Origin of the sequence: Enterobacter sp. R-1.6.2, from assembly GCF_035064085.1 — a bacterium.
GTDB classification, from domain to species: domain Bacteria; phylum Pseudomonadota; class Gammaproteobacteria; order Enterobacterales; family Enterobacteriaceae; genus Enterobacter; species Enterobacter asburiae_B.
In genome coordinates this window covers 104960-126663 of record NZ_JASEYI010000001.1, presented here as the reverse complement: position 1 = coordinate 126663, position 21704 = coordinate 104960, and the positions used below count along the sequence as shown (strand labels likewise).

Here is a 21704-nt window from a genome sequence, read left to right as displayed (position 1 = left end):
AACATTGTATGCCGCGTATGGTACGGATTCCGGCGGCGAATACCAGCACGTTTTACAGCTGCGTTAAATCTGGAGCCCTATAATGATTCACATCATGCAGGCTTAAGGGTAATGGCTAGTGATGCCGGGGTGATGCGTTATATCGACAAGGGTAGCTTTAAAAAGCCTGACAAACCTGGGAGGGCATCAGAAGGGTGCAGGCTCGCTGGGATAAGTATCACTTTTATCTCAGCTTACAGCACCTCAACCAAATCAAATTCTTCCGCGATCAGTTCCATATCTTCAGAAAAATGGCCTTCGCGGAAGAAAAATCGCTGATGCTCTTTCTGCCAGTATTCAAGGCTTAAATCGCCTTCACCCTCTTTGCGAGCGAATTCTTCATTTACATCGCAAAAACGCACCAGCCGCATTGAAACCAGCCGGATCACACAGACCGGGACATTCTGGCCATCAAGAATTATGTTGTAGCTCCCCATCCGCGGAGCAGACACATCCTGCGCGTACGAGGCAAAAGATCCGCAGGTGGCCGTTTTGATTCCTTTTTTAATAAGGTCCGCAAGCACGCTCGCCATTTCCGGGCCGTCACCCATTTGCCAGGCCACTGCGCCTGGGTACTTCATTTTTAATTCTTCAACCTGAACCATTCAAATCCCTTCTTAACTCTTAACCAAAAGAATCGGAATAGCGGTTTTAGCATAAACCCCCTCGACTGTAGAAGCATAGTCGCCTTTCCTTGCATTTTTAGTTCAGGTGGGAAGGAAAACAAAGCGTTGCGCGTATTGCCCTGGTAAATATATCCTTACGAGGTTATCTGTGTGGTGAATCTGCTGTCTGCAGCCAGGCGCGTGGCTTTGAATATCAGTAACGAGTCACCTGGATGCAACCAGCACCACGCTTTTTCTTAAAATTTTATCCCATTGGAAGGGTTTAACGTGTTCAAGCTTAGTTCATCTATACTGGCCATTTTCCTGCTGTCAGGCTGTAGCTCCGATCTGGTTCTCAGTCCACCTAAACAACCCGAATACAAGTCAATGCCTGAAATAACTCAGTCTGTGACGCCAACGCAACAGCGTGCCATCATGGCCGGCGAGCGGCCAGACTGGTCAGAAAGAACCCCGATCAATACAATAAAGCGATATTAATAGACACTTATCCACCCGGGCTGCCGTTCGGCGGCCTTTTGTTTCCCCTGAACCTGGTTTACGAGAACTTTTCTGATGCCCGTCATGGTATTTATTACGTTATCAACCATGCTTAAGACGATGACAATTCAATCACTTCAGCATCGTTGAAGCGGCTACTTCACTTAAATCGAGAACCCTAAATGCGCCATGCATCTATCCCCGTAGCTGCAGCCACGACAATGTTTTTGCTAGGCGTTTTTATCATTAATTTACAGGTTTGGTATTCTGCACGGGCCGATAGCCTGGCAGAGGCGCATTACGTCGTGCGGAACATGAATGTTATTCTTAAAGAAGCTCGTCATGCGACTGAGATGGCAATGCAACTTGCCGAGAATGAGTGTGATGCTGAAGGGCAATATCGGCTGGGCACCGAGGCGGCATTACAGCCTCACCTGAGAACGATCGTTATTCTGAAAAATGATGCGGTCTGGTGCTCCTCGTTACCGGGAAACCGCGTATTGTTGGTCAACAGCTCAGTGCTGCCTGAGTCATCATTGCTCCTCGTCCCTTCGGCCAGTACCGTCAACGGTCTTCCGGTTCTCTTATATCAGACAATTCATGCCGGAAGCCGAATCATCGTTAGCATCAGCGATAGCCATATCCGTGATGCACTGGATATGCCATTAAATGGCGTTGAATATTCCCTGAGAGTAGGCAATACGCTTTTAGGTCTGACAGGCGATGTGACGACGGCAGACCCTACGAATAAAGAGGTATTAACGGTAAAAGCCTCTACTTATCCTTTCTCGGTACAATTCACCTCTCCACCTCTTTTTAGCCTTAAGAGATTATTCAATCGAGCCGGAGGCGTGGTGTTATTCCTGCTGATAATATCGTCTCTCTCTGCTTATATTCTTCAACGCTATATTTCTAAGGATGTTTCACCCGAAGAGTCGCTGCGCATCGCCATTTACAAAAATGAAATTATTCCGTATTACCAACCCGTTGTGAGCGGCAAAGAGGGAACCTTACGGGGTGTGGAGGTGCTGGCCAGATGGAAGCATCCTCAATCAGGATTTATTTCCCCCGCGTCCTTCATTCCTCTTGCGGAGAAATCCGGTTTAATTATTCCTTTGACTCAGAGCTTAATGAGGCAGGTTGCAATACACATGAATGCTATTGCGACATTGCTGCCGGAAGGGTTTCACGTAGGGATTAACTTCAGCGCTTCTCATATCGTTGTGTCCACCTTTGTTGAAGAGTGTCTCCACTATAAGCGCAGCTTTACTCAACAGGATCTTAACCTCGTCGTTGAAGTGACGGAGCGTGAACCGCTCGACATTGATGAACATCTTGTTAATACATTGAATGAGCTACATAACAACGGATTTGCCATTGCGCTGGATGACTTTGGTACGGGTTATTCCGGTCTGTCCTATCTGCAGGATCTGCATATTGACTACATTAAAATCGACCAGAGCTTTGTTGCCAGGGTTAACGCGAATGAGGACTCAACGCTAATCCTTGATTCGGTACTGGAGTTGGCCAAAAAACTCTCAATTAGCATCGTGGCGGAAGGCGTTGAAACAGAAGAGCAGCTCGATTACCTCGCTCGCAATCATATCCGGTTTTTACAGGGTTTTTTCTTTTACAAACCTCTTCCTTTCAAGGAACTGGTCAAAGTTCTCTTGTCGAAGCCAAAAGTTAAGGTCAGGGTGGAATAATGTTTATTCGGTTGTTTCTGAGAAAATAAAAAGGGGGGACATCATCCCCCCAAAATGCAGACCATTATTGCTTTAACCTCGGTAATATTTTGTTATGCATTGACCGGATGGTCAAATTAATTGTTTTCAACATTGTTTTGGGTGTTCTTAAACGAATGGATGACTTTGAATATTAGCTGGCTAACGTTTAATTTGACTTTAATCAATATTGTCGCGCCCTCTTTAGATTGATGGATGCAATGATTATTGTTTTGTTAAAACAATGCGCTTACGCTGTGTTTTCGACGTAAGATGTTTCAGGTTAATTTTTTAAGAAAAAAATGCTAGCGGTCAACGCATAATGAAATAATGCTTACTTATTACCGCAGTTTAAATGTTAACCAGTAAAGGCCCGGGGCGCAGTTTGCATTTTAGAATAGCCGTCTCACTCTGAGATTTTCGTCAGTTAACGTATAATGCGTCATCCAAAACTGCTAAACACCCCGTGGCTCGTGCTATGACCCTTAATCGCTTTTGTTATTTACTCCTGATTATCGCTGCGATCGGCAGCCTTCTTGCTACCCATTCTCTGGTCATGTGGTTTCTGGCGATCAACGTGATGACGTTGTTCATGTATGGCGCCGATAAAATGGCGGCGCGGAAGGGGATGCGCAGGGTTCCGGAAGCGACATTGCTGGTATTTGGCGTGACAGGTGGCTGGCCTGGCGCCATTGTCGGCCAACAACTCTTTCGCCATAAAACCCAAAAGCAGCCCTTCAAAAGCTACTTTTTCATCAGCGTCGTCGTCAGCATCGCCATGATGGCGGCCGTTTATCATTTTTCTTCTTATTCTCTTTTATGAGCGTTGGCAGGGACTGCTGACGGTAAGGCATATCTTTAATTTACTCCTCCGTCACTGCCAATAGTAGTAGGACTATTCTTAAGTGGTTGCTGTTTTTTGCACAATCTGAATAATACGTGCAACAACACGGACGACAACATCCCATGAAAATAGAATCTCTTATTCTGGCAGTGCTGGTGCTCTTTTCTGCGCCTTCCTGGTCTGCTTTTCAGGAGCGGGAATATAATACCTGGTATATAAAAAATGCGGTTCTTTATGATATGACACAGACCTCGGAAGGTTTCCCGGTCATGGTGAGTGTCTCCCAGCCAGGAAGAAAATCCGCTAATTTACTGGTGTCCTATATTACTGAAGGCCGTTGCGGTGAGAAAAAACTGCCGCTAAATGTGAATGGTAAAGTACTGCCCGCCAAATATTATTGTGTTCAGGTAGGACAAAACAGAATTGAACATTTTTCAGTGGTTGATGCGGACAGCGTCAATAGCATGGTGACGCATTTAAAATCCGATTTCACGATCCTCCTGCAAAACGATATCAAGATTTGGGCTGCAAACATCAAAACGCCAAAATATGGACTGGCGCCGAGATTCTAACTATGAAATGCCTGTATTACGACAGGCATTTTTTTTTGGGGATGTAACGCAATCATTTTTAAGTTAATAGTTTTAATGCATTACTATTAAACATTGAAGGTAAGTGGCCTTGGTTTTTTACGTATTTAAACGGACTGTATGCTAAACGGTACAAAACCTCATAAATAATCCTTTCTGACGTTATGGATAAAGCTCATTACCAGACTTACGCTTGCTAGCGGCGTTTTAGTTGTTCAACACATCTTTACTGGTAAGGAGCAGAAAATGTCGCAACGTAATAGTCTGGATTTACTAAGCCGTAAAGAAGGAATGTGTCTGTTAGAGCAAAGCATGGGTTTTGTCTGGCAGGCAGCGCTTCGGGCGGTCGCGGTCTTAGGCGTCGCAGATCGTCTGGTTGAAGGAAAAAAATCCGTCAAACAACTGGCGAAAGAGTTGAATGTCGACGCTGAATATCTTCATCGAATCATGCGCTTAGTGTCTTCTCGTGGAGTTTTCAACGAATTATCCGAAGCTGAATACAGTCTTAGCCATTCAGCACAATTCCTCTGTTCTGAGCATGAATTTTCCTTGCGTGCGGCGGTGCTCATGCTGACTGACCAAACATTCTGGCAGCCAGCGGCTAAAATGGATGAGATATTGCAAGGTAAACCTGTTTTTAATGAATTGTTTGGTAAGCCTTTTTACGACTACTGGCAGCATGACGATAGGGGATCTGAAAGCAACGTTTTTCATGCCGGTATGGCCTCTATGTCATCCGTAGAGAATGAGGTCATTGCAGATAGCTATTCGTTCCCTCAAAACGCTGTCGTTGCCGATATCGCCGGTGGGTTGGGTAACTTATTGCTGACCGTTTTACGTCGAAATCCGACCTTAACGGGGATCCTTTTCGATCAAAAAGACGTGCTTGAGCGAAATCGACTGCACCTGTTAAAGGATAATCGTCGATGGGAGACCATTGAGGGCAGCTTTTTTGAAGCCTGTCCTGTAGCGGACATTTACCTGCTTAAATACATTTTGATGGACTGGCCTGATGAGAAGGCCATTCAGATCCTTCAATGCTGCAGAACGGCTATGAAAGAAAACGCCCGACTATTAATTTTTGAGCCGCTTATTAAAAAAGAAAATAATGAGCTGGGACGATTTGAAATTGACCTTCTTCTGTTAACAAGCTTTGATGGCGGACGTACACGAACAGAGTCTGAGTATCAGCACTTGTTTGAGCAGACCAATCTGAAGTTGAACAAAATAATAGACACCCGTTCGTATCTGTCGATTTTAGAAGTCGTACCTGTCTGAACTGTTTAAATAACATTCACAGAGCATGCGTCCCGCATTCCGTTTTACCGTATTCCTGCTACGCTTGTTTGTTGTACCAGGAGCATGAATATGAAAAACAAAGATGAACAAACCGGATTAGTGGGGCTGGCGATTGGGGCCGCCGTTATTGGACTGGTTTCAGCGCAGAAACCGATCCATCGCAACAGCATTGTCGATGAACTGGTCAGGCTCGGCAGGCAAAAAGGCGATGGCGTAGAAGATGAGGTTTTCGTTAAGGCTGCCGAGTTGGTGAGAAAAGGGGTATAGCCCATGGCTGAAAAACGAAATGCGAAGTGCCATTGCGGCGCGGTGGCGTTCACCGTTGAGCTCACTGATGGACTCAATACCGCACGGCGCTGCAGCTGTTCCTTTTGTCGTATGCGGGGCGCGGTCGTTGTCTCTGCGCCGTTGTCAGGGATTAAGGTGACCAAAGGTGAAGATAAGCTCACCGAGTACCGCTTTAACACGGGAACGGCACGGCATTTCTTCTGCTCGGTGTGCGGGATTTACACGTTCCATCAGCGGCGTTCTAACCCAAACGAATATGGCGTTAATGTCGCCTGTTTTGAAAACGTTTCACCTTTTGATTTTCCAGAGGTGAAGGTGATGGACGGCGTTAACCATCCTATGGATGGGGGAAGTGGGGTATTTGGTTATCTCTCTTTTCGCGAGAAAGGGGAAAAGGAGGCATGATTGCCGCCTGGCCACTCTTTTACTCCTCCGGCTATAGTAGGCAGTGGGTAACTGAAACAGGAGAAACTATGCTCTGTGTTGAAAAAGACGATCCGCGTGAGGCCCCTGAATCAGGTGATAAAAAGCCTCAACCTGTGAAAAAATAACGCGACATACGCGTTTACCCGCCACCGGCACCGCTGGTGGCTTTTTATTTCCAGGGACAATAGTTAACTGCCGTCCAGATGGTTTAATAGCGCCCCGAGATGCCCGACGATATCACCAAAATCAAAAATTAACGCCATCCACAGCAATGCTAAAAGGGTAAGTAAGGCAAGGGATACACGACCAAACAACGCTGTTATCCTTAGTGAAGAAAGGGCTATCACCGCAGTTTAACCAGCTTACTTTCAACTTTCCCTCAACCAACCCCTTTCTTAAACTGTCTTATGTGACGAACTTCATAAAACAAGCGAGCCCGCATGATTATGCGGGCTCTGACAATCAGAACTGGTAAACCAGGCCTAACGCTACAACATCATCGGTGCTGATGCCGTTGTCTTTGTAGAAGTTGTCATCTTCATCCAGCAGGTTGATTTTGTAATCAACGTAGGTGGACATGTTTTTGTTGAAGTAATAGGTGACCCCTACGTCAGCGTATTTAACCAGATCCTGGTCGCCCTGGCCGTTGCCCAGATCCTTACCTTTCGACTGCAGGTAGGAAAGGGACGGACGCAGGCCGAAGTCGAACTGGTACTGCGCGGTCACTTCGAAGTTCTGGGTTTTGTTCGCCACGGCGTCGGTGTTATCACCATAAGGGGTCATATTGCGGGTTTCAGAATACATTGCCGCCAGATAGATGTTATTGGCGTCATACTTCAGGCCCGCCGTCCAGGCATCCGCTTTGTCACCACCCGCAGTGGTATTCATGACCTGCTCGTTGGTGCGGTCAGAAGAGGTATACGCGGCACCCGCAGTAATCCCCATGCCGAAGTCATAGGTTGTGGAGATACCGAAGCCGTCACCGTTCTCGTGACGCGTGTCGCGACCGTTGTTGGTACCTTCCTGGTTGTTGCTGGCGTCTTCATTTTTGCCCTGATACTGCAGCGCAAAGTTCAGGCCCTGCACCAGACCGTAGAAGTCGGTGTTACGGTAGGTTGCCACGCCGTTTGCGCGGCCGGTCATGAAGTTGTCGGCTTTGGTGTAGGAGTCGCCACCGAACTCAGGCAGCATATCGGTCCAGCCTTCCACGTCGTACAGGACACCGTAGTTACGACCGTAATCGAAGGAGCCGTAGTCACCCACTTTTACACCGGCGAAGGCCAGACGCGTCCAGGACTGATTATCAGACCCTTCCGTGTTATTGGCCTGAATGTTGTATTCCCACTGCGCATAGCCGGTCATCGTGTTGTTGATCTGCGTTTCACCCTTGAAACCCAGACGCATATAGGTTTGATCGCCGTCAGCACCTTTGTTATCTGAAAAGTAGTGCAGACCATCTACTTTTCCGTACAGATCTAATTTGTTACCGTCTTTATTATAAATTTCTGCTGCTTGAGCAGAACCAGCTATTAACAGAGCCGGAATCATCAGAGCCAGTACTTTTCTTTGCATTGTGATATTCCTTTGCAGTTGTTTTTATTTAATTACCTGTTGAACTTTCAGAATGAGAAAGTTGTCTCATGCTAAATCACTCCTGTGTAAGAGTAATAAAATATAATTGTTACGAACTAAGTAAAATCTAAACCGAATAAATCGGCGGAAATGATCATTGGCTTGATGAATGATTTAAAAGTAACTATATTAAATTGAAATTATTAATCAGGCGTTAATTAAGGTAATCTGGCCGGCGTTATATGCCTGTAAGATGATTCATCCATAATTAACGTGAATGCTATTAAGGAAACTAAATAGATATTCAATGATTATCTGGATTCGCCCGGTGTGAATACGCCGGGCTTTTTTTATGGCAAAAAAATGCCCGGACAAGCCGGGCAGGGGAACTAGTCGCTGGTCGGTTTTTCGGCTTTACCCGCCATCTGCGCCAGGAAGTCATAGCGTTTTTGCAGGTCAGCAGCGGCATCTTTCCAGAGCTGCTCGGCCACTTCCGGCTGCTGGGCGTTAAGGCGACGGAAGCGCTGTTCCTGCATTAACGTCTCGGCCAGGGCATCCGACGGCGGACGCGAATCCAGCGCCAGCGGTAATTTACCCTCGTCTGCACGACGCGGGTCGAACCGGTACAGCGGCCAGAAGCCGGTCGCAGTCAGCTGACGCATCTGGTCGTGGCTGAGGGCCAGATCGTAGCCATGCTCTTCGCAAGGGCTGTAGGCAATGATCAGCGACGGGCCAGGATACGCTTCCGCTTCCTGAATCGCTTTCACCGTCTGGTTAAGCTGGGCACCCAGCGAGATTTGCGCAACATAAACGTGACCGTACATCATCATGCTCACGCCGAGATCTTTGCGCGCCTTGCGTTTACCGTGTTCGCCAAATTTCGTTACCGCGCCTAACGGCGTCGCTTTCGACGCCTGGCCGCCGGTATTGGAATAACACTGCGTATCCAGAACCAGGATGTTGACGTTTTCGGTCAGGCTCAACACGTGATCCAGCCCGCCAAAGCCGATATCGTAAGCCCAGCCGTCGCCGCCAATAAGCCAGATTGATTTTTCGACCAGGGCGTCAGCGTCGGTCAGCAGCTGTTCAGCCCCCGAAACGCCCTGCAGCGCGCGGCGCAGCTCAGCAACCTGCTCACGACGTTCTTCTGGCGTCGCGTCCGCATGAAGCGCGTCATTGAGCTGAGCGGGGATCTGCCCGGCAAACTGCTCCAGCAGGCGCATCACGCGCGCGCGGTGCTGGTCGACGGTCAGGCGGAAGCCCAGGCCGAATTCGGCGTTGTCCTCGAATAGCGAGTTTGCCCACGCCGGACCGCGCCCATTCGCGTCGGTGGTGTACGGCGTAGAAGGCAAATTGCCCCCGTAGATGGATGAACAGCCGGTTGCGTTGGCAATCAGCATCCGGTCACCGTACAGCTGGGTAAGCAGCTTGATATACGGCGTTTCACCGCAGCCGGAGCAGGCCCCGGAGTACTCAAACAGCGGCGTAATCAGCTGTGACGTACGAATATCAATACGTTCCAGTTTGCTGCGATCGATTTCCGGCAGATTCAGGAAGAAGTCATAGTTGACCTTCTCCTCTTCAACGTGCTCCAGACGCGACATCATATTGATGGCTTTGATCTCCGGATCCTGCCTGTCTTTCGCCGGACAGACCTCGACGCACAGGTTACAGCCGGTGCAATCTTCCGGCGCGACCTGCAGAACGTATTTCTGTCCGCGCATATCGCGAGATTTCACATCCAGCGAATGCAGGCTTGCCGGCGCGGCTTCCATCTCTTCCGGTGAAACCACTTTGGCTCGAATAGCAGAGTGCGGGCAGGCCGCAACGCAGTGGTTGCACTGGGTACACAGCTCTTCTTTCCAGATAGGGATCGCTTCGGCAATGTTGCGTTTTTCCCAGCGCGTGGTGCCCATCGGCCAGGTGCCATCCGGCGGTAGCGCGGAGACGGGCAGGGCATCGCCCAGACCGGCGAGCATCGCCGCCGTCACGGTCTTAACGAAATCAGGCGCCGCATCGGACACCACCGGAGGGCGGTTCGGGCTTGTCGCATTCACCGGCTGCAGCGGTACCTCAAACAGCGATTCGCGCGCCAGCGCCAGCGCCTGCCAGTTTCGCTCGACCAGCTCCTGGCCCTTGCTGCTGTAGCTTTTAGCAATCGCACCCTGCAGCTCCACCAGCGCGCTGTCGCCCGGCAGAATATTGGTCAGATGGAAGAAGGCCATCTGCATAACGGTATTAATACGCGCAGCCAGGCCACATTCGCGGGCAATTTTCGCGGCGTTGACCACATAGAAACGGGCTTTTTTCTGGTTCAGCACCGCCTGAACTTCCTGCGGCAGGCGCACCCAGACTTCGTCTGCGCTGTACGGCGTATTGAGGAGGAAAATACCGCCGGGCTTAAGGCGCTCGGCCATCTGGTATTTATCGATAAACTGCAGCTGGTGGCAGCCAACAAAATCGGCCTGAGAGATAAGATACGCGGAGCGGATGGGTTGTTCGCTCACGCGCAGGTGGGAAACGGTCAGGCCGCCTGCTTTTTTGGAGTCGTAGACGAAGTACCCCTGGGCGTACCACGGCGTGGAGTTGCCGATAATTTTGATGTTGTTTTTGGTCGCGGAGACGCTGCCGTCGCTGCCCAGACCGTAGAACAGCGCCTCAAGTTTGGCGGTCGAGGGCAGGGTATTTTCCGGCAGCGAAAGGGAAAGATTCGTCACATCATCATAAATGCCGACGGTAAAGCGCGGCTTAGGTTTTGCCTCGCTTAACTCGTTGAATACCGCCAGCACGCAGTCCGGCCCAAACTCCTTGGAGGACAAGCCATAGCGACCCCCGATTACGCGCGGCAGCGTTTCACGTTCGCCCTGATTAAAGGCTTCTGCCAGGGCGGTCATCACATCCAGATAGAGGGGTTCCGCCTGCGCGCCAGGCTCTTTGGTACGATCGAGCACCGCCACAGCGCGGGCGCTTTCAGGCAGAGCCGAAAGCAGATGTTTAGCCGAGAACGGACGATAGAGACGCACCTTAAGCACGCCAACTTTTTCGCCGCGCGTCAGCAGCTCGTCAACCACCTCTTCACAGGTCCCAATGGCTGACCCCATCAGCACAATTACCCGTTCCGCCTGCGGATGGCCGTAGTACTCAAACGGTTTGTACTCCCGGCCGGTTGCGGCGGCAAAGTCATTCATTGCCTGTTCAACATGATCGTAAACCGCGTTGTACCAGGGGTTCGTGGCCTCGCGGGACTGGAAATAGGTATCCGGGTTCGCCGATGTCCCGCGAATAACCGGGTGTTCAGGATTAAGTGCCCGGGCGCGATGCGCGTCGATTTCCGCCTGCGGCAGCAGATTCAGGATAGTGTCGTCGGCCAGCGGGACGATTTTGTTGATTTCGTGAGAGGTGCGGAAACCATCAAAGAAGTGAATAAACGGCACGCGGCTTTTAAGCGTGGCGATATGCGAAATTAAGGCAAAGTCCTGCGCTTCCTGAACGCTGCTGGCACATAGCATCGCGCAGCCGGTCTGGCGCACGGCCATCACGTCGGAGTGGTCGCCAAAGATAGAGAGCGCGTGGGTAGCAACGGTACGCGCGGCAACGTGCAGAACGAAGGGCGTCAGCTGACCGGCGAGTTTGTAAAGCGTAGGGATCATTAACAGCAATCCCTGTGAGGAGGTAAACGACGTGGAAAGCGCGCCGGTCTGAAGGGCGCCGTGTACCGTGGCAATCGCACCGGCTTCGGACTGCATTTCAACCACTCTCGGGACATCACCCCAGACGTTTTTTAACCCGTTACCCGCCCAGGCATCCGCCTGCTCGGCCATGGTAGAACTTGGCGTAATCGGGTAGATGGCGATAACTTCACTGGTGCGAAACGCGACTGAGGCAACTGCACCATTACCGTCAATAGTTTGCATAGGACAACACCCTTACATTGCGCAAAAAAATAGGGGTCTGTATTACGGCAACAAACCCTGAATATTATCTGTGTATTCTAGCAAACGGGGGAATTTACGATTTTCGCTTTTGTGTCCTTGGTATTCCTGCCATCAATGAGTAGATCAAACTTTTGGCGAAAAAATTGCGAGAAATTGTTTCCGGAGCGCATAAATACGCACTTCCACTCTCGACGACACGGGATGTGATGCCTATTATGCATAGGTTTCGCATTATTCATGGGGGAGAGAGCATGCGCTCAGCATTTTGGGTAGGGTGTGCCGCGTTATTGTTGTCGGCATGTAGCAGTGAGCCAGTCCAGCAGGCAACGGCAGCCCACGTGGCGCCGGGAATGAAAGCGGCGATGTCCAGTTCAGGTCAGGCCAACTGCGCGATGATTGGCGGTTCGCTGTCTGTCGCCCGCCAGCTTGATGGTTCTGCTATTGGGATGTGCGCCTTGCCAAACGGCAAACGCTGTAGCGAACAGTCGCTTGCCGTTGGAAGCTGCGGTAACTACTGATTATTCTACACGCTTAAACATCAGCGTTTTATCGGCTGTCGCCAGGGTTAACTGGTCCTCAGTCAGGTCGACCTGCGCCCCTTGGCGCAGCATGTCGCCGATGGTCTGATCCAGCTCATTCAGCTGCGGCTCAGTACAGAGCTTACGCGTCATGGCCAGCGTTTTAACCTTCAGCTCGCCTTCGGACAATTTCCCCTGTCCGTTGAAGCGGTTACACATCTGGCCAGAAACGCTGATGTTATTCACCAGGCTGATATCTGGCAGCGCGCCAAAGCTGAGCTCAGGTTGCGTTGTCGCGGTCTTCACGGCCTTACCGTTGACATTTTCCAGCACAAAGCGATGGTTTTTAAGTTGCTCCGGCTGTACGGAGGCTTTGCCCGGGTTAACGCAGCCGGAAAGGACAAGACTAATAACGCTTAACGCAATGAGCTTTTTCATTTTTCTTCTCAAACTATAAATACCGTGAATCTTTTTCCAGTGTAACGATACTCTGCCGTGCGTTAATGGGGTTTATCTGAAAGTGCTGGGAGGAGCCGGGCAACGCAGCGGTTGCCCGGAATGACGTTAATGCGATTTAAACCCTGCCGCCGTCATCAGCATGCGGAAGAGCATACTGACAGCAGCCAGCGCCAGTACGCTGCCGCCCCAGATAATGGCCAGCCACAGTAATCTTTTCCAGACCGGTTGTTGCATCAGTGATAACCCTCCCCATGCTGAACTTTGCCGCGAAACACGTAGTAGCTCCAGAAGGTGTAGACCAGAATAACGGGAATGATCAACAGCGCGCCCACCAGCATAAAGCCCTGGCTTTGCGTCGGGGCGGCGGCCTGCCACAGGGTGATCGACGGTGGAATAATATGCGGCCAGATGCTGATCCCAAGCCCGCTAAAGCCGAGGAATATCAACCCCAGCGTCAGGATAAACGGACGGCTATGGCTGGCGGGATTATTCAGGCAGCGCCACTGGTACAGGCTAAAAATCACCACCAGAGCAGGGACCGGCAGCAGATAAAACAGATTCGGCAGCGTAAACCAGCGCGCAGCGATGGCCGGTTGCGCCAGCGGCGTCCAGAGGCTGATCGCCGCAATAAACGCCAGAAGGACGATTAACAGCGTTTTCGACACCTCACGCATCCGCTCCTGCAGCGCGTTTTCGCTTTTCATCACCAGCCAGGTAGAGCCTAACAGCGCATAAGCCACCACCAGCCCCGCGCCGCAAAACAGGTTAAACGCGGTAAACCAGTCAAAGGGGCCGCCGGTATAGGCCCGGTCGGTGACGGTAAAGCCGTTAATGACGGCGCCTACCGTCACGCCTTGGGTGAACGTTGCCAGAATTGAACCGCCAATAAACGCCTTATCCCAGAAGGGGCGGTGGGCCGGCGTGGCTTTAAAGCGAAACTCAAATGCCACCCCGCGGAAAATAAGTCCGATCAGCATTAATGTCAGCGGAATGGTCAGGGCATCAACGATCACCGCATAGGCCAGCGGGAATGCGCCGAACAGCGCGGCACCGCCAAGCACCAGCCAGGTTTCATTTCCGTCCCAGACCGGCGCGACGCTGTTGACCATCACGTCGCGATCGTCGGCGTTCTGCGTTGCCGGGAACAGAATGCCGATCCCCAGATCAAAACCGTCCATCACGATATACATCAGCGTGGCAAAGACGATAATGACAAACCAGATAATGGAAAGATCGATACCCATTATGGCTGCTCCTTATGTTCAGTTGTGACGGCAGAAAGCGGGCGCGCCGGACGTCCGTCGGACTCGGTGGCGAATGATTCATGCGGCTGCGGGCCTTTTCGGATGAGGCGCACCATATAGCTGTAACCCACGCCGAATACCGAGGTATAGACGACGAAGAAGGCCAGCAGGCTCACGCTCATGTGCAGGTCACCGTGGGCAGACACTGCATCCTTCGTTCGCTGGAGTCCGTAGACCACCCACGGCTGGCGGCCCACTTCGGTGGTGATCCACCCGGCCAGGATGGCAATCAGCCCGGTTGGCCCCATCAGCAGCGCAAACCACAGGAAAGGGCGCGACGAATACACGCGTTTTTTGTAGCGCAGCCAGAGTGCCGTTACCCCAAGCAGCAGCATCAGCATGCCCAGGCCCGCCATAATGCGGAATGACCAGAAGACGATGGTGGAATTCGGACGGTCTTCCTTCGGGAACTCTTTGAGGGCCGGAACCTGTTTATCCAGGCTGTGCGTAAGGATAAGACTCCCCAGCGCTGGGATCTCCAGCCCAAAACGGGTGCGCTCCTGCTCCATATCCGGCCAGCCAAACAGCAGCAGCGGGGTAGGCTCACCCGGCGGATTTTCCCAGTGGCCTTCAATGGCGGCAATCTTGGCGGGCTGGTGCTTTAAGGTGTTCAACCCGTGCATATCGCCCACCATGGCCTGGATGGGGGCGACAATCAGCGTCATCCACAGCGCCATCGAAAACATTGCCCGTATGGCAGGGGTATTATTGCCGCGCAGCAGATGCCATGCCGCGGATGCGGCCACAAACAGGGCGCTGCTTAGGAATGCGGCTATCGACATATGCAGCAGGCGGTAAGGGAAGGAGGGGTTAAACACCACGGCGAACCAGTCCACCGGCACGACCTGACCGTTGACGATCTCATAGCCCTGCGGGGTCTGCATCCAGCTGTTCGACGAGAGGATCCAGAAGGTAGAAATAATAGTGCCCAACGCCACCATGCAGGTGGAGAAGAAGTGCAGACCCGGCCCGACTTTGTTCCAGCCGAACAGCATCACGCCGAGGAATCCGGCTTCGAGGAAGAAGGCGGTCAGCACTTCATAGGTCAGCAGCGGGCCGGTAATGCTGCCCGCAAACTGTGAAAATCCGCTCCAGTTGGTGCCGAACTGGTAGGCCATCACCAGCCCGGAGACCACGCCCATGCCAAAGTTGACGGCAAAAATCTTCGACCAGAAATGGTACAGCGAGCGCCAGACCGGATTTTTGATTTCAGCCACAGCCCTTCAAGTACGGCAAGGTAGCTTGCGAGACCAATGGTGATGGCCGGGAAAATAATGTGAAAGGATACGGTAAAGGCAAACTGTATCCGTGCAAGGTGAAACGCATCTAAACCAAACATGCACAGCCTCAATGTCAAACGGTGTGCTGTTATGGTATAGGGGCAAAGTTCGGACTATCAGACGCAGAAAAGTGATTTTTAACCATAACAGTTGGCATAAATCTCATGCTTTAACCATCTGATATACTTCGCGCTGAGGAATAATAACAGTATTTTTATGAATTTTACGCATAAAACTGCTTGCCTTGTCGTCTGCGCCGTGCGTTAATGGTCTTCTGGTTTTGAGTCCAAATAAATATCTGACGTAGTTTTATAAAGCAGTTCTCATCACGTTGTGCCTCTCCGCAGCCTCTCTTGGGTCTTTATCTACTTTCCGATTCGTTTTGTTTAAAACCATTATTGCCCAATCGGCCCATTAGTAATTTACGTTTTACGTTTCAGGAGAATCCTATGACTTCTTATATTCATTTTCGCTGCCCATGCTGTCATGGCTCGCAGTACCGTACCTCAGTCTTTGACATGTCTGAGAAAAACCCACTCGGCGCGAAATGCATCTTTTGCAAATCGTCGATGATTACGCTCGATCACCTGGCCGCTGCGCGTCAGGCGCAAAGCCACGTTACCGAGTACCGTAAGTAATTCATTTCACGAACTATAACAGTTAGCTAAATCTTCTCTTTTTCTCCTGCTGATATACACTGTCGGTCATAAGGAGAATATGATGAAAAAATACCAGCGTCTGGCGCAACAAATTATCTCGCAGATTGAGCTTGGCGTATGGCTGCCGGGCGATAAGCTGCCTTCGCTGCGAGAGCAGGTGGCGAGCAGCGGCATGAGTTTTATGACCGTTGGCCACGCGTATCAGATGCTGGAAAGTCAGGGGCGCATTGTCGCCAGACCGCAGTCGGGCTATTACGTTGCCTCGCGCCCGACCGCACAACAGCCTGCTCCACCTGCCCAGGTGATGCGTGACGAAGTGGTGGATATTAACACCTACATCTTCGACGTCTTACAGGCCAGCCGCGACCCGTCCGTAGTTCCTTTTGCCTCCGCGTTTCCCGATCCCCGACTTTTCCCGCTGCAGCAGCTCAACCGCTCGCTGGCGAACGTCAGCAAAACCGCGACGGCGATGAGCGTGATTGAGAACCTGCCGCCGGGTAACGTCGATCTTCGCCACGCCATTGCCCGTCGCTACGCGCAGCAGGGAATGAACATCTCCCCGGAAGAGATCGTGATCACCGCAGGCGCGCTTGAAGCGCTCAATCTCAGCCTGCAGGCGGTGACCGAGCCGGGCGATTGGGTGATAGTCGAAAACCCGTGTTTCTACGGCGCGCTGCAGGCGCTGGAACGCCTGAAGCTCAAAGCGTTGTCGATTGCGACGGATGTCCGCGAGGGGATTGACCTCAATGCCCTTGAACAGGCGCTGAATGAGTACCCGGTTAAAGCCTGCTGGGTCATGACCAATAGTCAGAACCCGCTTGGCTTCACGCTGAGCGCGGAGAAAAAAGCGCAGCTTGTGGCGCTGTTAACGCAGCACAATGTCCCCCTGATTGAAGACGATGTCTACAGCGAGCTCTATTTTGGCCGCGAAAAGCCGCTCCCGGCGAAAGCATGGGATCGTCAGGACATGACGCTGCACTGCTCGTCCTTTTCAAAATGTCTGGTGGCCGGTTTTCGCATCGGCTGGGTTGCGGCAGGAAAACACGCGCGACGCATTCAGCAGCTGCAGCTGATGAGTACGCTCTCAACCAGCTCTCCCGTGCAGCTGGCGCTGGTGGATTACCTGGCGACTAAACGCTACGACGCCCATCTGCGCCGCCTGCGGCGGACGCTCGCAGAGCGAAAGCAGCAGGCCTGGCAGTCACTTTTGCGCCATATGCCTGCCGGCGTCAAAATCCACCATAACGACAGCGGCTACTTTTTATGGCTGGAGCTTCCGGCGCAGCTGGATGCGGGGCTGCTGAGCGAAAAAGCCTTAACGCACCACATCAGCATTGCCCCCGGAAAGATGTTTTCCACCTCTGACGCATGGACACCGTTCTTTCGTTTTAATACCTCCTGGGCCTGGGGAGAGCGAGAAGAGCAGGCGGTCATTCAGTTAGGAAAATTAATTAGCGCGATGATGGAATAATCTTTTCTGCGTTATTTAAATAATCAATTCTTATCCTGATGACGGCACGGCGAATATTTCGCGGTGTCCTGTCATAGGAAATCTGCATACCGTCTCTCGCGGCTAACTCCTTGTCTATAATCCAGTTAACGGGGAATGCGCCCTCTGTCACACCTTGATGAAATTTCCTGAAGCCGTACGGTGCGGCGCATTTGCGCGGTCTACGTTTAATAAGGGAGATATTTTTACGGCACGGCTGCCGCTAAATTTCATTGCGACAGGAGTAACTCTTATGAGCAAACATTTTGCCCGCAGCAGCCTGTGTGCGCTCGGCATGACTATCATGACAGCGCAAGCCGCAGAACCACCAAAGGCCATTGGCGACGGGGAAGGTCGGCTGGATATTATCGCCTGGCCGGGATACATCGAACGCGGACAGACGGATAAAAATTATGACTGGGTCACCCAGTTTGAAAAAGAGACCGGGTGTGCGGTCAACGTCAAGACGGCGGCCACGTCGGATGAAATGGTCAGCCTGATGGCGAAAGGGGGATATGATCTGGTTACCGCCTCGGGTGATGCCTCCCTGCGCCTGATCATGGGGAAACGCGTTCAGCCCATTAACCCCGACCTCATCCCCAACTGGAAAACCCTCGACGCGCGGATTGTGAAAGGGGAATGGTTTAACGTCGGCGGTAAAGTCTACGGCACGCCCTACCAGTGGGGGCCAAACCTGCTGATGTACAACACCAAAACCTTCCCGACGCCGCCGGACAGCTGGAGCGTGGTCTTTACCAAACAGGATCTTCCTGACGGTAAAACCAATCAGGGACGCGTGCAGGCGTACGACGGCCCGATCTATATCGCCGATGCCGCGCTGTTCGTCAAAGCCACGCAGCCGCAGCTGGGTATCAAAGACCCGTACCAGCTCACCGAAAAACAGTATGCCGCCGTGCTCAAGGTGCTTCGCGACCAGCATGCGCTGATCCACCGCTACTGGCATGACACTACCGTCCAGATGAGCGACTTTAAAAATGAAGGCGTCGTGGCCTCCAGCGCCTGGCCGTATCAGGCGAATGCCCTGAAGGCAGAGAACCAGCCCGTTGCTACCGTCTTCCCGAAGGAGGGGGTGACCGGCTGGGCGGACACCACCATGCTGCACGCGCAGGCAAAACACCCGATGTGCGCCTACAAGTGGATGAACTGGTCGCTGACGCCGAAAGTGCAGGGCGATCTGGCGGCATGGTTTGGCTCCCTGCCCGTGGTTGCAGAAGGGTGTAAGGCCAGCACGCTGCTGGGTGATAAAGGCTGCGAAACAAACGGTTATAACGAGTTCGACAAAATCATGTTCTGGAAAACCCCCATCGCAGAAGGCGGCAAATTTGTCCCTTACAGCCGCTGGACGCAGGATTACATCGCCATCATGGGCGGTCGTTAATTGCCCGGGAGCAGAACATGACGTACGCGGTAGAGTTTAACAACGTTTCCCGTCTGTACGGCGACGTACGGGCGGTGGATGGGGTCACCATTGCTATTCGTGACGGAGAATTTTTCTCCATGCTGGGGCCTTCGGGCTCCGGCAAAACCACCTGCCTGCGTCTGATAGCGGGTTTTGAACAGCTGTCAGGCGGCACGATTTCTATCTTCGGCAAAGAGGCGAGCGAACTGCCTCCCTGGGAGCGGGATGTGAACACCGTCTTTCAGGACTACGCGCTGTTCCCGCATATGTCGATTCTCGACAATGTTGCCTACGGGCTGATGGTCAAAGGCATCGACAAGAAAAAACGCCATGCGCAGGCCCGTGATGCCCTGGAAAAAGTGGGCCTGAGCTTTGCCGTTGCCCGCAAACCCTCGCAACTTTCCGGCGGCCAGCGACAGCGTGTCGCCATCGCCCGGGCGCTGGTCAATGAGCCGCGCGTCCTGCTGCTGGATGAGCCCTTAGGTGCGCTCGATCTCAAACTGCGTGAACAGATGCAGTTCGAGCTGAAGAAGCTTCAGCAGGAACTCGGCATCACCTTTATTTTTGTCACCCACGATCAGGGCGAGGCCCTTTCCATGTCAGACCGGGTGGCGGTGTTCAATAACGGGCGCATCGAGCAGGTGGATACCCCGCGCGATCTCTACATGCGTCCGCGCACGCCGTTTGTCGCCGGTTTTGTCGGCACGTCCAACGTCTTTGATGCGGGCCTTGCGCAGAAAATTTGCGGTATGGAAGGCAGCTATTCCCTGCGCCCGGAACATATTCGCCTTAATGAGGGCGGAGACGTTCAGGTTCAGGGCATCGTGCAGGCCGTTCAGTATCAGGGAGCGGCCACGCGGCTGGAGCTGAAGCTCGCCGATGGCGCCAAACTGCTGGTGAGCCAGGCCAATCTCAGTGAAACCTCGTCGCTGAGCGGCATTGCGCCGGGGCAGGCGGTGATGGCGTCGTGGTCACGCGAGGCGATGATTCGCCTGCACGAGGAGAGGTGAAATGGCTATGAGTGTCGCGCATCCTCCCGCCTCGCATGGGCGCTTAAGCCGCATGACGGCGCTGTTCTGGCGTAAACCGTCGCTCGGCCTGTTCCTGCTTCTGCTCGCGCCGCTCATGTGGTTTGGCATCGTCTATTTAGGATCGCTTCTGACCCTGCTGTGGCAAGGTTTTTACACCTTTGACGATTTCACCATGGCCGTCACGCCGGATCTGACCCTGGCGAACATTCGGGCGCTTTTCAACCCGGCAAACTACGACATCATCCTGCGCACGTTAACCATGGCGATTGCGGTGACGATAGCCAGCGCCATCCTGGCATTCCCGATGGCCTGGTACATGGCGCGATACACCCGCGGCAAGTGGAAAGCGTTTTTCTATATCGCTGTGATGCTGCCAATGTGGGCGAGCTACATCGTCAAAGCCTACGCCTGGACGCTGCTGCTGGCGAAGGATGGGGTGGCGCAGTGGTTTCTCAACCATATGTGGCTGGAGCCGATCCTGACCTCACTCCTTACGCTCCCGGCGATTGGCGGCAACACCTTGTCCACCTCCGGGCTGGGACGGTTTCTGGTCTTCGTCTACATCTGGCTGCCGTTTATGATCCTGCCCGTCCAGGCGGCGCTGGAACGCCTGCCTGCCTCGCTACTGCAGGCCTCAGCCGACCTCGGCGCGCGCCCTCGTCAGACCTTTCGCTACGTCGTTCTGCCGCTGGCGATCCCGGGTATTGCCGCGGGCTCAATATTCACCTTTTCCCTGACGCTGGGGGATTTCATCGTTCCACAGCTGGTGGGGCCGCCGGGTTACTTCATCGGTAACATGGTCTACTCGCAGCAGGGTGCCATTGGCAATATGCCCATGGCCGCCGCGTTCACGCTGGTGCCCATCGTGCTGATTTCACTCTATCTGGCGTTCGTGAAACGTCTGGGAGCATTCGATGCACTCTGAACGCGCACCGCTGTTCCTGAAAGTGGCAGCGTGGGGAGGCGTCATCTTCCTGCACTTCCCGCTGCTGATTATCGCGACCTATGCCTTTAATACCGAAGACGCGGCCTTCAGCTTTCCGCCGCAGGGGCTGACGCTGAAGTGGTTCAGCGTGGCGGCGGGGCGCGGCGATATTATTGAATCCGTGACGTTGTCACTTCAGATTGCCGCGCTCTCCACCGCGATTGCCCTTGTGCTTGGCACGCTTGCTGCAGCGGCGCTGTGGCGAAGCGAGTTTTTTGGCAAGAATGCGATCTCGCTGTTGCTGCTGTTGCCGATTGCGTTACCGGGGATCATCACCGGTCTGGCGCTGCTGACGGCATTCAAAACGATTGACCTTGAGCCGGGTTTTTTCACCATCGTGGTGGGACACGCCACCTTTTGCGTGGTGGTGGTGTTTAACAACGTGATTGCCCGGTTCAGACGCACCTCCTGGAGCCTGGTGGAAGCGTCGATGGATCTCGGGGCCGACGGATGGCAAACCTTCCGCTATGTGGTGCTGCCCAATCTGGGTTCCGCGCTGCTGGCCGGGGGAATGCTGGCGTTTGCCCTGTCGTTTGACGAGATAATCGTCACAACGTTTACGGCGGGACACGAGCGCACGTTACCGCTGTGGTTGCTCAATCAGCTCGGTCGTCCGCGCGACGTGCCGGTCACCAACGTTGTAGCACTGCTGGTGATGCTGGTGACAACTATCCCCATTCTGGGAGCCTGGTGGCTAACCCGCGACGGCGAGAACATCGCCGGCAGCGGGAAATAACAG

General features: G+C 52.8%; 21 protein-coding genes and 2 pseudogenes. 14 read left to right on the top strand and 9 right to left on the bottom strand.

Annotated elements, in window-relative coordinates:
* Nucleotides 1–5: 5 nt before the first annotated feature.
* Nucleotides 6–77 (bottom strand): annotated as a pseudogene (locus QMN93_RS00580) (hypothetical protein); the annotation flags it as partial.
* A gap of 156 nt (nucleotides 78–233) precedes the next feature.
* A complete protein-coding gene (locus QMN93_RS00575; RefSeq protein WP_033145702.1) occupies nucleotides 234–644 on the bottom strand; it encodes an ASCH domain-containing protein in 411 nt (136 codons plus the stop codon).
* 680 nt (nucleotides 645–1324) lie between these two features.
* Between QMN93_RS00575 and QMN93_RS00570 the strand changes: the two genes are divergently transcribed.
* The 7 genes from QMN93_RS00570 (at nucleotide 1325) to QMN93_RS00540 (ending at nucleotide 6438) form a co-directional block, all read left to right on the top strand.
* The gene (locus QMN93_RS00570) at nucleotides 1325–2848 is read left to right on the top strand and encodes a cyclic diguanylate phosphodiesterase (protein ID WP_193139361.1); all 1524 of its coding nucleotides are present in this window, start codon (nucleotides 1325–1327) and stop codon (nucleotides 2846–2848) included.
* A 496-nt stretch (nucleotides 2849–3344) separates the two neighbouring features.
* Entirely contained in the window at nucleotides 3345–3689 is a 345-nt protein-coding gene (locus tag QMN93_RS00565) for a DUF1294 domain-containing protein (protein ID WP_064672627.1), read from the top strand.
* A gap of 143 nt (nucleotides 3690–3832) precedes the next feature.
* Nucleotides 3833–4282, top strand: coding sequence for a hypothetical protein (locus QMN93_RS00560; RefSeq protein ID WP_182383642.1), 450 nt, complete (start codon nucleotides 3833–3835; stop codon nucleotides 4280–4282).
* Between the two features lie 264 nt (nucleotides 4283–4546).
* Nucleotides 4547–5578 (top strand): methyltransferase, encoded by a 1032-nt coding sequence (locus tag QMN93_RS00555; RefSeq protein WP_048979168.1) that lies wholly within the window; start codon nucleotides 4547–4549, stop codon nucleotides 5576–5578.
* 90 nt (nucleotides 5579–5668) lie between these two features.
* Complete coding sequence (locus QMN93_RS00550; RefSeq protein ID WP_023312007.1) at nucleotides 5669–5866, top strand: hypothetical protein; 198 nt, start codon at nucleotides 5669–5671, stop codon at nucleotides 5864–5866.
* A gap of 3 nt (nucleotides 5867–5869) precedes the next feature.
* Nucleotides 5870–6292 (top strand): GFA family protein, encoded by a 423-nt coding sequence (locus QMN93_RS00545; RefSeq protein ID WP_069302901.1) that lies wholly within the window; start codon nucleotides 5870–5872, stop codon nucleotides 6290–6292.
* A gap of 68 nt (nucleotides 6293–6360) precedes the next feature.
* Complete coding sequence (locus QMN93_RS00540; RefSeq protein WP_223239581.1) at nucleotides 6361–6438, top strand: hypothetical protein; 78 nt, start codon at nucleotides 6361–6363, stop codon at nucleotides 6436–6438.
* Between the two features lie 63 nt (nucleotides 6439–6501).
* On the opposite strand, the gene QMN93_RS00535 is transcribed toward QMN93_RS00540, so the two are convergent.
* The 3 genes from QMN93_RS00535 to nifJ all read right to left on the bottom strand — a co-directional run bounded on the left by QMN93_RS00535 (nucleotide 6502) and on the right by nifJ (nucleotide 11799).
* Complete coding sequence (locus QMN93_RS00535; protein ID WP_255519867.1) at nucleotides 6502–6627, bottom strand: hypothetical protein; 126 nt, start codon at nucleotides 6625–6627, stop codon at nucleotides 6502–6504.
* Between the two features lie 148 nt (nucleotides 6628–6775).
* Complete coding sequence (gene ompC, locus QMN93_RS00530) at nucleotides 6776–7885, bottom strand: porin OmpC (RefSeq protein WP_047060983.1); 1110 nt, start codon at nucleotides 7883–7885, stop codon at nucleotides 6776–6778.
* 389 nt (nucleotides 7886–8274) lie between these two features.
* A complete protein-coding gene (nifJ, locus tag QMN93_RS00525; RefSeq protein WP_193139359.1) occupies nucleotides 8275–11799 on the bottom strand; it encodes a pyruvate:ferredoxin (flavodoxin) oxidoreductase in 3525 nt (1174 codons plus the stop codon).
* Between the two features lie 272 nt (nucleotides 11800–12071).
* On the opposite strand from nifJ, the gene QMN93_RS00520 reads away from it, so the two are divergent.
* Nucleotides 12072–12338, top strand: a complete 267-nt coding sequence (locus QMN93_RS00520) for a DUF333 domain-containing protein (protein WP_023312003.1) — start codon at nucleotides 12072–12074, stop codon at nucleotides 12336–12338.
* On the opposite strand, the gene hslJ is transcribed toward QMN93_RS00520, so the two are convergent.
* The 4 genes and pseudogenes from hslJ to QMN93_RS00500 form a co-directional block, all read right to left on the bottom strand.
* Nucleotides 12339–12776: a heat shock protein HslJ gene (gene hslJ / locus QMN93_RS00515; RefSeq protein ID WP_033145695.1), complete on the bottom strand. Its 438-nt coding sequence runs from the start codon at nucleotides 12774–12776 to the stop codon at nucleotides 12339–12341.
* Nucleotides 12777–12902: 126 nt separating this feature from the next.
* A complete protein-coding gene (locus QMN93_RS00510) occupies nucleotides 12903–13031 on the bottom strand; it encodes a DUF2474 domain-containing protein (RefSeq protein ID WP_008501283.1) in 129 nt (42 codons plus the stop codon).
* Entirely contained in the window at nucleotides 13031–14041 is a 1011-nt protein-coding gene (gene cydB, locus QMN93_RS00505) for a cytochrome d ubiquinol oxidase subunit II (RefSeq protein WP_193139357.1), read from the bottom strand. The genes QMN93_RS00510 and cydB overlap by 1 nt, the downstream gene beginning before the upstream one ends.
* Nucleotides 14041–15440 (bottom strand): annotated as a pseudogene (locus tag QMN93_RS00500) (cytochrome ubiquinol oxidase subunit I). Before QMN93_RS00500 ends, cydB begins: the two are co-directional and overlap by 1 nt.
* Nucleotides 15441–15830: 390 nt before the next feature.
* Here QMN93_RS00500 and QMN93_RS00495 point away from each other — a divergent pair.
* From QMN93_RS00495 to QMN93_RS00470, 6 genes are all read left to right on the top strand, one after another.
* Nucleotides 15831–16019 (top strand): hypothetical protein, encoded by a 189-nt coding sequence (locus QMN93_RS00495; protein WP_023335881.1) that lies wholly within the window; start codon nucleotides 15831–15833, stop codon nucleotides 16017–16019.
* Nucleotides 16020–16101: 82 nt separating this feature from the next.
* The gene (locus QMN93_RS00490; protein ID WP_193139987.1) at nucleotides 16102–17511 is read left to right on the top strand and encodes a PLP-dependent aminotransferase family protein; all 1410 of its coding nucleotides are present in this window, start codon (nucleotides 16102–16104) and stop codon (nucleotides 17509–17511) included.
* Nucleotides 17512–17782: 271 nt separating this feature from the next.
* Nucleotides 17783–18928, top strand: coding sequence for a putative ABC transporter substrate-binding protein YdcS (gene ydcS / locus QMN93_RS00485; RefSeq protein ID WP_029741508.1), 1146 nt, complete (start codon nucleotides 17783–17785; stop codon nucleotides 18926–18928).
* Between the two features lie 17 nt (nucleotides 18929–18945).
* Entirely contained in the window at nucleotides 18946–19959 is a 1014-nt protein-coding gene (locus QMN93_RS00480) for an ABC transporter ATP-binding protein (protein WP_064672621.1), read from the top strand.
* Between the two features lies 1 nt (nucleotide 19960).
* Nucleotides 19961–20905 carry an ABC transporter permease gene (locus QMN93_RS00475; protein ID WP_069302894.1) on the top strand — a complete coding sequence of 315 codons (945 nt, stop codon included), beginning with the start codon at nucleotides 19961–19963 and terminating at the stop codon, nucleotides 20903–20905.
* The gene (locus tag QMN93_RS00470; RefSeq protein ID WP_029741505.1) at nucleotides 20895–21701 is read left to right on the top strand and encodes an ABC transporter permease; all 807 of its coding nucleotides are present in this window, start codon (nucleotides 20895–20897) and stop codon (nucleotides 21699–21701) included. The genes QMN93_RS00475 and QMN93_RS00470 overlap by 11 nt, the downstream gene beginning before the upstream one ends.
* Nucleotides 21702–21704 lie beyond the last annotated feature (3 nt).

What these genes read in the sequence shown, in the direction of transcription:
- cydB (WP_193139357.1), bottom strand. Translation starts at nt 14,041, where the DNA reads ATGGGTATCGATCTTTCCATTATCTGGTTTGTCATTATCGTCTTTGCC.
- QMN93_RS00540 (WP_223239581.1), top strand. Translation starts at nt 6,361, where the DNA reads ATGCTCTGTGTTGAAAAAGACGATCCGCGTGAGGCCCCTGAATCAGGT.
- QMN93_RS00520 (WP_023312003.1), top strand. Translation starts at nt 12,072, where the DNA reads ATGCGCTCAGCATTTTGGGTAGGGTGTGCCGCGTTATTGTTGTCGGCA.
- QMN93_RS00560 (WP_182383642.1), top strand. Translation starts at nt 3,833, where the DNA reads ATGAAAATAGAATCTCTTATTCTGGCAGTGCTGGTGCTCTTTTCTGCG.
- nifJ (WP_193139359.1), bottom strand. Translation starts at nt 11,799, where the DNA reads ATGCAAACTATTGACGGTAATGGTGCAGTTGCCTCAGTCGCGTTTCGC.
- QMN93_RS00495 (WP_023335881.1), top strand. Translation starts at nt 15,831, where the DNA reads ATGACTTCTTATATTCATTTTCGCTGCCCATGCTGTCATGGCTCGCAG.
- QMN93_RS00475 (WP_069302894.1), top strand. Translation starts at nt 19,961, where the DNA reads ATGGCTATGAGTGTCGCGCATCCTCCCGCCTCGCATGGGCGCTTAAGC.
- ydcS (WP_029741508.1), top strand. Translation starts at nt 17,783, where the DNA reads ATGAGCAAACATTTTGCCCGCAGCAGCCTGTGTGCGCTCGGCATGACT.
- QMN93_RS00490 (WP_193139987.1), top strand. Translation starts at nt 16,102, where the DNA reads ATGAAAAAATACCAGCGTCTGGCGCAACAAATTATCTCGCAGATTGAG.
- QMN93_RS00565 (WP_064672627.1), top strand. Translation starts at nt 3,345, where the DNA reads ATGACCCTTAATCGCTTTTGTTATTTACTCCTGATTATCGCTGCGATC.
- QMN93_RS00570 (WP_193139361.1), top strand. Translation starts at nt 1,325, where the DNA reads ATGCGCCATGCATCTATCCCCGTAGCTGCAGCCACGACAATGTTTTTG.
- QMN93_RS00510 (WP_008501283.1), bottom strand. Translation starts at nt 13,031, where the DNA reads ATGCAACAACCGGTCTGGAAAAGATTACTGTGGCTGGCCATTATCTGG.
- ompC (WP_047060983.1), bottom strand. Translation starts at nt 7,885, where the DNA reads ATGCAAAGAAAAGTACTGGCTCTGATGATTCCGGCTCTGTTAATAGCT.
- QMN93_RS00470 (WP_029741505.1), top strand. Translation starts at nt 20,895, where the DNA reads ATGCACTCTGAACGCGCACCGCTGTTCCTGAAAGTGGCAGCGTGGGGA.
- QMN93_RS00550 (WP_023312007.1), top strand. Translation starts at nt 5,669, where the DNA reads ATGAAAAACAAAGATGAACAAACCGGATTAGTGGGGCTGGCGATTGGG.
- QMN93_RS00545 (WP_069302901.1), top strand. Translation starts at nt 5,870, where the DNA reads ATGGCTGAAAAACGAAATGCGAAGTGCCATTGCGGCGCGGTGGCGTTC.
- QMN93_RS00555 (WP_048979168.1), top strand. Translation starts at nt 4,547, where the DNA reads ATGTCGCAACGTAATAGTCTGGATTTACTAAGCCGTAAAGAAGGAATG.
- QMN93_RS00575 (WP_033145702.1), bottom strand. Translation starts at nt 644, where the DNA reads ATGGTTCAGGTTGAAGAATTAAAAATGAAGTACCCAGGCGCAGTGGCC.
- QMN93_RS00480 (WP_064672621.1), top strand. Translation starts at nt 18,946, where the DNA reads ATGACGTACGCGGTAGAGTTTAACAACGTTTCCCGTCTGTACGGCGAC.
- hslJ (WP_033145695.1), bottom strand. Translation starts at nt 12,776, where the DNA reads ATGAAAAAGCTCATTGCGTTAAGCGTTATTAGTCTTGTCCTTTCCGGC.